Origin of the sequence: Streptomyces sp. NRRL B-24572 (assembly GCF_002156145.1) — a bacterium.
GTDB classification, from domain to species: domain Bacteria; phylum Actinomycetota; class Actinomycetes; order Streptomycetales; family Streptomycetaceae; genus Streptomyces; species Streptomyces vietnamensis.
Genome location: NZ_MWIG01000628.1, coordinates 1 through 11,447 on the forward strand (window position 1 = coordinate 1; position 11,447 = coordinate 11,447).

Here is an 11,447-nt window from a genome sequence, read left to right on the forward strand (position 1 = left end):
TGCACCGACCGCGCCTTCCTGTTCGCGGAGGCGCTCGGCTGCGCGTCGGTGCACCGCAGGGACTCCGACAGCCGCTACCAGCGCCTGGACGGGGAGCCGGTCTTCCCCCTCCACCACGAGCTCACGGCCCTGGGCCGGCCGGCCGCCGAGGTGGCGGGGCTCGTGTCCCGCAGCAGGCTCGACCCGGCGTACGCGCACAGGCCGGTGGCCCTGGTCGGCGGCTCCTTCGTCGGCGAGATGTCCGTGGACGTCGAGGAGATCCGCAGGCTCGACCCCCTCGTGTACGAGGACGTCATCGGCCTGTCCGTACCGGACGGCTATCCGGAGATCTGGCGGAGGAACCTGATCGCCGAGTCGTTCCGGGGCGCCGGGACCGCCGCGTACACCGGTGATCTGACCACGCTCACCACCGTCAGCCCCACGCGCGTCGACATGTGCAACATCGCCCTCGCCCGCGAGGTGTACGGCCGGGTGCCGCTGCCGCCCGCCACCGACACCATCGGCAGCGACTACTTCCTCCTGCACCTGGTCCACGACGCCCGGCTGCCGGGCGTGCTGCACAACCGGCACATCGTCAACTTCCACACCGGCGAACGGCGTTCCGACAGCGGATTCCTCGCCTACCAGCTGCGGTTCGCGAAGTTCCTGCTCGCGGCCCCGCACCTCCACTCCGTGTACGCCGGGACGACGGCGGCCGGCGAGTCGCTGCTCGACACCGGGGGCGGGCTCCGCGCCGCCGCCGTCGCCGACCTCGTCCGGGAGAGCACGCTCCTCGACCCGTCGGAGAACGCCGAGCGCCTCGACGTCGTCGACCGCTCCTACCGCAAGCTCGGCGGCCGCTACGCCGAGGCGGCGGACTTCCTCGCCGCCCGCCGCGAGCGGCTGATCGACGAAGTCCGGGAGGACATGGCGGAGTTCGCCCTCCTGATCGACGTCTGGGCGGGCCTGGTCCACGAGGCCGCCGCGAAGGGCGTCGCATGACGAAGACGTACACGGTCACCGTCGCCTACGCGGGCGGCGAGGAGCGCCGGGGCCCCGTCACGATGGGCCAGGCCAACATGATCCGCTGCATGCTGCGGGACGAGCCCGAGCACATCAACATCCACGCCGTGTGGCCCGTGCCCGGGGGCACCCGGACGGAGGCGGTGATCGACGCGCTGCGTGCCCTGGTGGTGCGGCACGAGGCGCTGCGTACGACGTTCCCGCACGCGCCGGGCGAAGCTCCCCGCGAGCAGGTCGTGGCGGCGGAGGGCGAGTTCACGGTCACGGTCCTCGACCACGACGAGCACCCCCCGGAGGGATGCGCCGACTCCGTGGCCCGTCGGAACCGTGTCGAACGGTTCCACCTGAACCGGGACTTCGGCCTGCGGATCTCCCTCGTCGCCGTGGAGGGCGCGCCCTTGTCCGTCGCCCTTGCGGCGAGCCACGCCGTCACGGACATCAGCGCCCTCTCCGTCCTGGAGGAGGACTGGCGCGGCCTGCTCGCCGGCCGGACGCTCCCCGCCGTGACGGCCTTCACCCCGCTCGACCTCGCCGCCGAGGAGGCGACCCCGGGCGGGCTCCGGAAGGCCGAGGCGTCCCTGCGGCACTGGGAGCGGATCATCCGCACCGACCCCCAGGCGATGTTCGCTGAGCCGGGCGCCGTGGGCACCGAGGTCGAGGCGGAGCAGCTGACGCTCCGCTCGCTGCGGGGCGCCCGGGCGCTCGCCCTCGCGGCGGAGCGCACCGGAGGCCTGCCGTCCACGGTGCTGCTCACGGCCTGGTGCGCGCTGATCACCCACCGTGCGGGCCAGTCCTCCTGCGTCGCCGCCGTCCCGACCTCCAACCGGTTCCTGCCCCGGCTCGCCCGCTCGGTGAACACCGTGTCCCAGGACGCGCTGCTCTCCCTGGACGTGCGGGTGCCGTCCTTCGACGCGCTCCTGCGGAAGGCGTGGGGAGCGGCGCTCAACGCCTACCGGCACAGCCGGTTCGACGCGGTCCGCCTCTGGGAGGTGATCGACGCCGTCACGTACGAGCGCGGCAGCCGCTTCGCCCGCGACGTCGTCTTCAACGACGTCAGCACGCTCCCGTCCACGCCTCTCGCGGGAGACGTCGAGGGGCCCGAACTCGACGTGGTCCGGGGGCCGGTCCAGGTGCTGCCGACCCGCGTGCTGACCTTCGTCCACGAGACGGCGCCCGTGCTCCGGCTCGGGCTGTGGGTCGACCCCGCCCTGTTCACACCGGACGAGGCCGAGGGCTTCCTCACCGGTCTGGTACGGCTCCTGGAGGCGGCCGCGACCGAGGACGTGCCGCTGGCGGCGCTCACCGAGGTGACGGGCGTGAGGCCGGTCGAACGCGGTGCGGAATGGTGCCGGGTGGACGGCTCGTGGGTGTCGCCGCCCGAGGTGGCGGACGTCCTGAGCGGGGCGCTGGGAGGCGTACCCGTGCACATGGCTCCGGACGCGGACGGCCTCGTGGCCTTCCTCGCCTCCGGCGGCTCCCCGCTCACGCCGGAGCGGGCGCACGCGGCGCTGATGGACGCCCTCCCGGGCCGCCCGGGAGTGCTGGCCCCGTGCCGGTACGTGATCGTGCGGGACGCGCCGGCGGAGGCGGACCGGACCAGTGCCTGGCTCGGGCAGCGGATTCTCACGGAAGGGGCCGGCCGGGGCCGGCGCAGCTGACATGACGACGAACGACGTGACCGTAGAGCGGGAGAAGAACTCCCTCCCCAGCCCGTGGAGTTCGCCTCACTTCCGGCTGTTCTTCGCGGCCCGCAGCACCTCGCTCCTCGCCGACGGCATGCTGATGGTCTCGCTCACGACCGCCGTGCTCGGCGCGGGGTACGGGGCGGCGGGCGTGGGCTACGCGCTCGCCGCGTGGATGGCGCCGATCGTCCTGCTCGTGCTGTTCGGCGGAGTGCTCGCCGACCGGTTCACCCCGCAGGTGATGATGGTCGGCGCGGACGTGGTGCGGATGGTGGCCATGCTGGCGCTCGCGGTGCTGCTCGCCGTCGGCGACCTGCGGTTGTGGCACATGATGGCGCTGCTCGCGCTCAGCGGTGCCGCGACCGCCATGTTCCAGCCGGGTCTGGCGAGCCTGGTGCCCCGGGTCGCCGAGGACATCCAGCGGGCCAACGCGCTGCTCCGGATCTCCGAGTCGATCTGCACCCTGCTCGGCCCCGGCGTCTCCGGCCTCCTCGTGGCGTACTGGAACGTCGCCGGGTCCTTCGTGGTCATCGCGGCCGCGTACGCGTGCAGCGCGCTCGGCCTCGCGCCGCTGCGGAGGCTCTGCACGGCCCGGGACGAGAGCGACGAGCCGATCCTGCGGCGCCTCGCCACCGGATGGCACGAGTTCCGGTCCCGTTCCTGGCTGTGGGGGGTCATCGCCGTGTGGGCCGTCTACGGCCTGTTCGTCTTCGGCCCGGCCCTGCCGCTCGGCGCGGCGCTGCTCACCGAGCAGCACGGCGCGAGCGGTTACGGGTGGATCGCCTCCGCCGACGGCGCCGGCACGATCGTCGGCGGACTGCTCGGGATGCGGGTCCGCCCGCGCCGCCCGCTCGTCGCGGGCGCGTGCGCCATGTTCTTCTTCTCGCTCAACCCCCTGGCGCCCGCCCTCGGCTGGTCGTTCACCGTCACCGTGCTCACCGGTGTCGTGGCGGGCTGCGGGTTCGCGTTCTGGGGCGTCATGTGGGCGACGAGCGTGCAGTCGCACATCCCCCTGGCCGTCCTGAGCCGCGTCTCCGCCTACGACGTCGCCGGATCGATCATGGTCATCCCGCTGGGCCGTGCCCTGTCCGGCCCGGCCGCCGACGGCGTGGGCGCCGACCGCGTCCTGCTCTTCTCCTCCGCCGCCGGCCTCGTGCTGATCGCCGTCATGCTCTCCGTCCCGGCCGTCCGCGCGCTGCGCAGGGCGCCGTAGGGAAACAGCTGTGCGATTGTCGGTCGCGCGTGATAGTCACTACGTCCACGGGGCGGGTGATCACCGGCCGCCCCGTTCGCACACAGCAAGGGGTGGGGACATGGCTGGCTTCCGTGAATGGGGGCTCACGCTGGGGAAATGGGCGGGCCGGCCCGTGGCGCGGCTGGATGTGGACTCCGGGGATCCGGACGTCGGCCGCGTCCGGGAGGCCGCCGCGGCGGCGGACTGGAAGACGATCCGGGAGGTTCTGGAGGCACGCCCCGAGAGCGAGGGTCGCACGGAGCTCCTGTGGGCCGTCGGTGACACCGCGGGGGTGGAGCGGTGGATCACCGAGGTCCTCGAAGCGGAACCGGACGCGGCGCTGCCCCGGCTCGTGGCCGGAATCCGCCAGCTGAGCTGGGGGTGGGAGGCGCGGACCGGCGCCCGCGCCAAGGACGTCACGCGCGCGCAGTTCGAGCTGTTCCACTCGCGGCTGCGCACGGCCGAGAAGTGGCTGTACGAGGCGGCCGAGCGCGAACCGCTGTGGAGCTCGCCCTGGTACTGCCTCCAGACCACCGGGCGCGGCCTGGAGGTCGGCCAGGTCGTCGCGCGGCGCCGCTTCGAGGCGACCGTGCGGCGCGACCCGCAGCACCTGGAGGCGCACCAGCAGCAGTTGCAGCAGGTCTGCGACAAATGGGGCGGTTCCCATGAGGAGATGCACGCCTTCGCGCGCGCGTCCGCGTTCGGCGCCCCGGGCGGCACGCTGCTCGGCCAGCTCGTCGCCATCGCGCACATCGAGCAGTGGCTCTCCCTCGAACCGGGCGCGGACGCCGCGTACATGCGCCGTCCCGAGGTGACGGAGTCCCTGCGGGAGGCCGCCGAGCACTCCTACCGGCACCCGGACTTCGTCCGGCGGGGCGCCTGGCTCCAGGTCCTCAACACCTTCGCGATGGCCTTCTCACTGGCCGGTGACCGGGCCGCCGCCCGGGAGTGCTTCCAGGCCACCGAGGGGCGCGTCACCAAGTTCCCCTGGTACTACCTGGACGGCTCCGACCCCGCCGCGGCGTACCGCAAGCAGCGCGCGTCGGCCGGTCGCTGAGCCGGGACGCCCCGCCACCCCTCGGCCGCGCGCCGGACAGGCCCTCCGGTCCCGAGACCGCCGGCACCCGTCCGGCCCCGAGACCGCCGGCCCCCTTCGTACCGCTTCCTTCCGCTTCCCGTCCGTGCCCTTCCCGGCCCGGGCGCACCCACCGAAAGCTTCCCTCAGGTGCACCCTTCCGAGTCCGCCCACACGTTCCAGGTCGACCTGCGCGGCCTGGTCGACCTGCTCTCCCACCACCTGTACTCCAGCCCCCGCGTCTACCTGCGCGAGCTGTTGCAGAACGCCGTGGACGCCATCACCGCCCGGCAGGCGCTCACGCCCGGCGCGCCCGGCACCATCACGGTCCGCACCGGCGAGACCCTCACCGTCACGGACACCGGCGTCGGCCTGACCGAGGCCGACGTGCACCGGTTCCTCGCGACCATCGGGCGCAGCTCCAAGCGGACCGCCGACGGCGCCCTGGACGGTGCGGGCCTGGACGCCGCCCGCGGTGAGTTCATCGGCCAGTTCGGCATCGGCCTGCTCGCCTGCTTCGTCGTGGCCGACGAGATCACGGTGGTGAGCCGGTCCGCGGCCGACCCGTCGGCGCCCGCCGTCGAGTGGCGCGGCCACTCCGACGGCCGCTACACCATCCGGACCCTGCCGGCCTCGGCCGTGCCCGAGCCGGGCACCACCGTCCGGCTCACCCCGCGCGCCGACAACGCCGAGTGGACGAGCCCGGAGCAGGTCGTGTCCCTGGCCCGCCACTACGGCGGTCTGCTGCGGCACGAGGTCACCGTCGTCGGCCCCCGGGGCGAGACCCACCGGGTGAACGAGGCGCCGCCGTGGGAGCGGGAGCACCGTTCCCCGCTGGCGCGCCGCGAGGCCCTCACCGCGTACTGCAAGGACCTCTTCGGCTTCGCGCCGCTCGACAGCGTCGAGCTGGACCTGCCGGCGGCCGGTCTGCGCGGTGTCGCGTACGTGCTGCCGACGGCCGTCAGCCCGGCGCAGCGGGCGGGGCACCGGGTGCACCTCAAGGGCATGCTGCTGACCGACCAGGCGCCCGAACTGCTGCCGGAGTGGGCGTTCTTCGTCCGGTGCGTGGTCGACACGACCAGTCTGCGGCCGACGGCGTCCCGGGAGGCGCTGTACGAGGACGGCACGCTGTCCGCCGTACGGGACGCGCTCGGCGACCGGATCCGGGACTGGCTCACCGGGCTCGCCGCCAGCGACCCGTCGCTGCTCCACCGGTTCATCGACACCCACCACCTGGCGGTGAAGGCGCTCGCCCGCTACGACGACGAGCTGCTGCGGATCGTGCTGCCGTGGCTGCCGTTCGAGACCACCGACGGCAACGTGACCCTGGAGGAGTTCGTACGGACGCACCCGACGGTCCTGGTCGCGCGCAGCGTCGAGGAGTTCCGCCAGGTCGCGCCGATCGCCTCGGCCGCGGGTCTGGGCGTCGTCAACGGCGGCTACACCTACGACCGCGACCTGGTGCACCGGCTGCCCGAGATCCGTCCGGGCACGGCCGTCACGGATCTCGACCCGGCCACGGTCACCGCCCATCTCGACGCCGTGGACCCGACCGCCGAGCTGCGGGCCGCGGCCTTCCTCGCGATCGCCCGCGAGACGATCGCCGCGCACGACTGCGACGTCGTCCTGCGCGACTTCCAGCCCGTCACCGCGCCCGCGCTGCTCCTGGACAACCGGGAGGCGCGCCACGAGCGGACCAGGTCCGGGCTCGCCGCCGACAGCGACGGCCTGTGGGCCGACATCCTCGGCTCGCTGCGCCAGGAGACCCCGCGCGCCCAGCTCGTCCTGAACCACCTCAACCCGCTGGTCCGGCAGGCGATCACGATCGCCGAGCGCGGGCTCGCCGTGACGACCGCCGAGGCCCTCTACGGTCAGGCACTGCTGCTCAGCCGCCGGCCCCTGCGGGCGAGCGAGAGCGCGCTGCTCAACCGGGCCTTCATCGGTCTGCTCACCCACGCCATGCACCACTCCGGCCCGGACGCCGCCGGCACCGAGCCCCGGAAGGAACTGTAGAGATGCTGGACACCCCCGAGGCCGTCGTCGAGGCGCTGCGCGCGAACCACGACCTTCCCCACGGCCTGCAGCGGACCATCACCGCCGAGGAGCTCGTCGAGGCCGCCGAGGTCTTCGAGAAGCCGGACACGCTGGTGACGGCCCTCATCGAGCTGATCACGGCGTACGAGTTCACCGGCGAGCACCGCAAGTCGCCCGTCGCGTTCGCCCGACTGCTCAAGCTCTGGGACACCGCCCCCGAGTCCTTCAGCCAATGGGAGGCCCACCAGGTCTTCTGGATCTTCAAATGGGTGACGACCTCCCTGCTCCAGATACCCGAGCTGCCGCTGGCCACCGTCCGGAGCTGGGTCGACCAGATGCGCGAGCGGTACGAGGAGGCCGGGCACGGCATGCAGCCGGTGGCCGCGATGCGCTACCGCGTCGCGGCCCACATCGGCGAGGGCGTCGCCGACGCCTACGATCTGTGGGCCACCCGTCCCCGCACCGAGCTGAGCGACTGCGAGGCCTGCGAGACACGGAAGTTCGCCTGGCACCAGGTGGTGGCCGGCGACGACGCCGGCGCGCTCGACATCTGGCGGCCGGTCCTCGACGGGACCCAGACCTGTGCGGAGGAGCCGCAGGTCAGCCAGGCGCGGACACTGCTGCCGCTGCTGCGCCTCGGCCGCACGGACGAGGCCCGCTCGCACCACCTCACCGGCTACCGGCGGGTGCGCGGCAACACCGCCATGCAGGAGGAGGTCGGCCTGCACCTGGAGTTCTGCGCGCTCTCCCGCAACGAGGGGCGCGGCCTGGAGATCCTCGCGGAGAACCGCCCGCTGTTCGAGGCGACCGGCGCGCCGCTGGGCCGTCTGCACTTCCTCACCGGCGTCGAGGTGCTGCTCGCCCGGCTCGTCGAGGACGGGCACGCGGACACGCCCGTGGCCGGCCCGCCGGGCCGGAACTGGACCGCGGGCGGGCTCCTCGCCCACGTCCGCGCCGAGGCGGACCGGCTCGCCGCCGCCTTCGACGCGCGCAACGGCACCTCGGCCGTCGGCGACCGGCGCGCCGCGCGTCTCGCCCGGCGCCCGCTGCTCGACGAGCCGTTGCCCCTGGGGTTGCGGGCGTCCGCGACCCGTGCGCCCGCGGCGGCGCCCGCCGCGCCCGCCGCCAAGGGCCCTGAGGTTCCCGAGGACTTCGTGGAGCTGGTGCGCGAGGCGCGGCGCATGGCGCGCGTGGGGCATCCCGGGGACACCCGGCTCTGGTCCCGCATCGAGGAGCGTCTTGCCGACGGCTCCGCCGCCCACGACGACCGGCTCGGCCCGGAGGACCTGCTGCGGGCCGAACTCGCCGAGCAGCGCGGGTACGTGCTCACGCGGAAGGACCGGGAAGCGGAGGCGATCGCCGAGCTGGAGCGGGCCGCCGTCCTCTACGAGGGCGTCGGGATGCCGTGGCAGGCGCTGTCCGCCCGCAGCCGCGCCCTCGCCTGGGCGACCGCCTCCGGCATGACGGAGGGCGCGGCGCCGCCGGACGCCGAGGCGGTCCGGTCCGGCCTCGACGAGATCCTGCGCGAGGCGGAACGCCTGAAGACCGAGGCGCCGTTCACGGGCGAGGCGCCCGGGGAGGGCGAGGCCGTGGCCGGTGAGGACGCGGCGCTCGGCCGCCGGCTCGCCTACCTGGCCGTGCTGTACTCCCGCACGTTCGCCGCGTACCAGGAGGTGGTGCGGACGTTCCCGGAGGTCTCCGCCGCCGCCCTGGAGCGGTTCGAGGAGTCCACCGGCACGATGCGCGCCGAGGCGGAGCGCCTGTCCCTCCCCCACCACGTCGCCAATGTGCGCCAGTTCGTCGCCGAGGTGGCCGGGCGGCGCGGTGACATGGCCTTCGCCGAGGCGGAGCTGCGGGCCAGTCTGGAGGACAACGAGACGGCGGAACGTCCCTGGCGGAACGGGCGTCCGCGCGCGCTGCTCGCCCAGTTCCTCCTCGCCCGGCACGAGCCGGCGGAGGCGGTGGAGCTGCTGCACCAGGCGATCGCGGACGCCGTGCGGTACGACGACGCCGACTTCCCGATGGCGCCGACGTACTCCCTGCTCGGCCACGCCTCCACGCACCTCGGGGACACCGCGGGCGCCGTGCGCCACCTGTCGGAGGCGGCCGCGCGGTTCGACCAGGACGGGGCCGCCGACGAGGCCACCGACGTACGGCTCCAGCTCGCCGACGTACTGGGCCGCTCGGGGCAGCAGGCGGACGCCGTCGCCGTACTGGAGTCCGTGCTCTCCGACGAGGCGTCCGCCTCGATCGGCGAGCGGCCGCTGGCCCAGGCGCGGCTGAACCTCGCGCGCGGGCTGCGGGAGCTCGAGGAGCACCTGGCCGCGGCCGAGGAGTTCCTGCGGCTCGCGGACACCGTCGCCGGATGGGAGGACCCCGGCTCGATCCTCACCCTGGTGGCGGCCGAGGCGGCGACCACGCTGGCGCTCGCCGGCCGCTGGGACGCGGCGGACACCGCGTACGAGCGCGCGCTCGCCGCGCACGCCGAGGCGCCGCATCCGCCCCTGATCACGCACATGATGCGCGAGTTCGCCCGGCTCACCATGGCGGCCCGGGAGGCCGAGGGCCTCGACGCCGCCCTGGAGCACCTGACGCGGGCGGACGCGGTCCTCGCCGCCGTGCCGGAGGACACCGAGGAGTTCGCGGTCTGGTACGAGAGCGGCGAGGTGCACTACCGCCGGGCCCGTGTCCTGGCGGAGGCGGACCGCTTCCCGGAGGCCCTCGCCGAGGCGGAGGCCGCGATCGCCGCCCACGAGCGGGGCGGGGAGGAGGGAGAGGTGCCGCGCGCCGAGGCGGTGCGGATCGCCGCCCTGATCGAGGGGAACGGTCTCGGCAGGATCGAGGAGGCGGCCGCCCGGCTTGTGACGGCGGCCGCGCGCTGCCGGAAGGCGGGCCTGCCCGAGGCCGCCGAGATCCTCGACGCCCTGCGGCAGGACTACCGTACCCGCGCACGGAGTTGACTCCCCGCCCGCCGTCCCGCCCCCTCGGGGCGGCGGGCTCAGGGTCCGGTGAGCACCATCGCGAGGGCCACCAGGGCGAGCAGCCCGAGGTACGCGCACGCGTGGACGCGGTCCGGGATGCGGGGCGGGCGGCGGCGCAGGACGGCGATGACCGGCAGGGCGCCGAGGAGCAGCGCTCCCGCCGCGTACGGGTCGACGAGGCCGACCAGGCCGGTGCCGGTGGCCGTGGCGGCCGGGGGCGGGGAGCCGGCGAGGGAGACCGCGACGGCCGGGAGCGCGACGGCCAGGGTGAGCGGGTTGGCCAGGGCCGTCGCCACGCGCATGGGGTGACCGGCCCGGCGCATCGCGGGGACGGTCATCACGCTGCCGCCGACCCCGAGGAAGGCGGCGACCGCACCGATCGGGGCGCCGGCCGCGGCCGGCAGGCCCCGGGCCGGCTCCGTGCCCGGCCTGCTCGCGGTGCGCAGGAAGCCGGGCCGGAGCAGCAGGTCGAGGGCGGTCAGGGCGGTGTACGCGACGAACGCCCAGCGGGCCAGGGCCGGCGGGGCGAGGCGGGAGGCGTACGCCCCGGCGCAGGCGCCCGCCGCGAGGAGGGGCAGCAGGGCGCTGCTGCCGCGCAGGGCGAGGAGCACGGGCCGTGGGGTGACGGCGGTGGCGAAGGCGGCGTTCACGAGCATCACCAGGGCCGAGGTGGCGGTGGCCACGGGGATGGCGGCCGTGCCGAGGGCGGCGTCCGCCCACACCACGACCGGGACCGCCACGAACCCGCCGCCGAACCCGAACAAGACCGTCGTCGCCCCGGTGAGGAGCCCGATCGCCATCAGCATCACCACGTCCATGGGTCAAGACCATCAGGTCGCCGAGGGTTCCCGCATGCGATGGTCGGCAGCATTCCTTCGTGTCTCGGCCAGTACCGTGGGCGGGTGAAGAACATCCCGCTGGACGACGTCGACCACCTCGACCGGGCCGTCCTGCCGATCGGCACCGACTATCCGGCCGGGCGGGTCCTCGACTGGCACGAGCACCGGCGGGCGCAGTTCCTCTACGGGGCGACCGGCGTCATGGTCGTCGACACCGCCGACGGCACGTGGACGGTCCCGCCCGAGCGGGCCGTCCTGATCCCGGCCGCCACCCCGCACCGGGTCCGGATGCTGGGCGTGAGCACGCGCAGCCTGTACGTGGAGCCGGGCGCCGTCCCGTGGTGGCCAGCCCGCTGCACGGTCGTGGACGTTCCGCCGCTGCTGCGCGAACTGCTGCTCGCGGCCGTCGAGTTCGCGGCCGACTACAGCCTGTCGGGGCGGGAGGGCGCCATCGCGACGCTGCTCCTGCACGAGATCGCCGCGCGCTCCCCGCTGCCCTTCCACGTCGCGATCCCCGCCTCCGGGGACCTGGCGGCGCTGTGCCGGGAGTACCTGGCCGCCCCGGACGCCGGTGTCACCAACACCGACTGGGCGGCCAGG

At 74.6% G+C, this 11,447-nt stretch carries 8 protein-coding genes; 7 read left to right on the plus strand and 1 reads right to left on the minus strand.

What is annotated here, in order from left to right; genetic code table 11:
• The 6 genes from CCN56_RS31920 to CCN56_RS31945 all read left to right on the plus strand — a co-directional run.
• Positions 1–981, plus strand: a 981-nt coding sequence (locus tag CCN56_RS31920; protein WP_086831372.1) for a DUF6271 family protein, incomplete at its 5' end; no start/stop codon positions are given.
• The gene (locus CCN56_RS31925; RefSeq protein WP_086831373.1) at positions 978–2,660 is read left to right on the plus strand and encodes a condensation domain-containing protein; all 1,683 of its coding nucleotides are present in this window, start codon (positions 978–980) and stop codon (positions 2,658–2,660) included. The genes CCN56_RS31920 and CCN56_RS31925, both read left to right, overlap by 4 nt.
• Before the next feature lies 1 nt (position 2,661).
• Positions 2,662–3,897, plus strand: coding sequence for an MFS transporter (locus tag CCN56_RS31930; protein WP_086831374.1), 1,236 nt, complete (start codon positions 2,662–2,664; stop codon positions 3,895–3,897).
• Between the two features lie 100 nt (positions 3,898–3,997).
• Positions 3,998–4,975, plus strand: coding sequence for a hypothetical protein (locus tag CCN56_RS31935; protein WP_256962286.1), 978 nt, complete (start codon positions 3,998–4,000; stop codon positions 4,973–4,975).
• Between the two features lie 168 nt (positions 4,976–5,143).
• Positions 5,144–7,006 carry an HSP90 family protein gene (locus tag CCN56_RS31940; RefSeq protein WP_086831375.1) on the plus strand — a complete coding sequence of 621 codons (1,863 nt, stop codon included), beginning with the start codon at positions 5,144–5,146 and terminating at the stop codon, positions 7,004–7,006.
• Between the two features lie 2 nt (positions 7,007–7,008).
• The gene (locus CCN56_RS31945) at positions 7,009–9,987 is read left to right on the plus strand and encodes a hypothetical protein (RefSeq protein ID WP_086831376.1); all 2,979 of its coding nucleotides are present in this window, start codon (positions 7,009–7,011) and stop codon (positions 9,985–9,987) included.
• Between the two features lie 38 nt (positions 9,988–10,025).
• Here the strand turns inward: CCN56_RS31945 and CCN56_RS31950 are convergent, their stop codons facing one another.
• Positions 10,026–10,826 (minus strand): sulfite exporter TauE/SafE family protein, encoded by an 801-nt coding sequence (locus tag CCN56_RS31950; protein WP_086831377.1) that lies wholly within the window; start codon positions 10,824–10,826, stop codon positions 10,026–10,028.
• A gap of 84 nt (positions 10,827–10,910) precedes the next feature.
• On the opposite strand from CCN56_RS31950, the gene CCN56_RS31955 reads away from it, so the two are divergent.
• Positions 10,911–11,447 (plus strand): AraC family ligand binding domain-containing protein (locus CCN56_RS31955; RefSeq protein ID WP_086831378.1); only part of this gene is annotated, 537 nt, incomplete at its 3' end.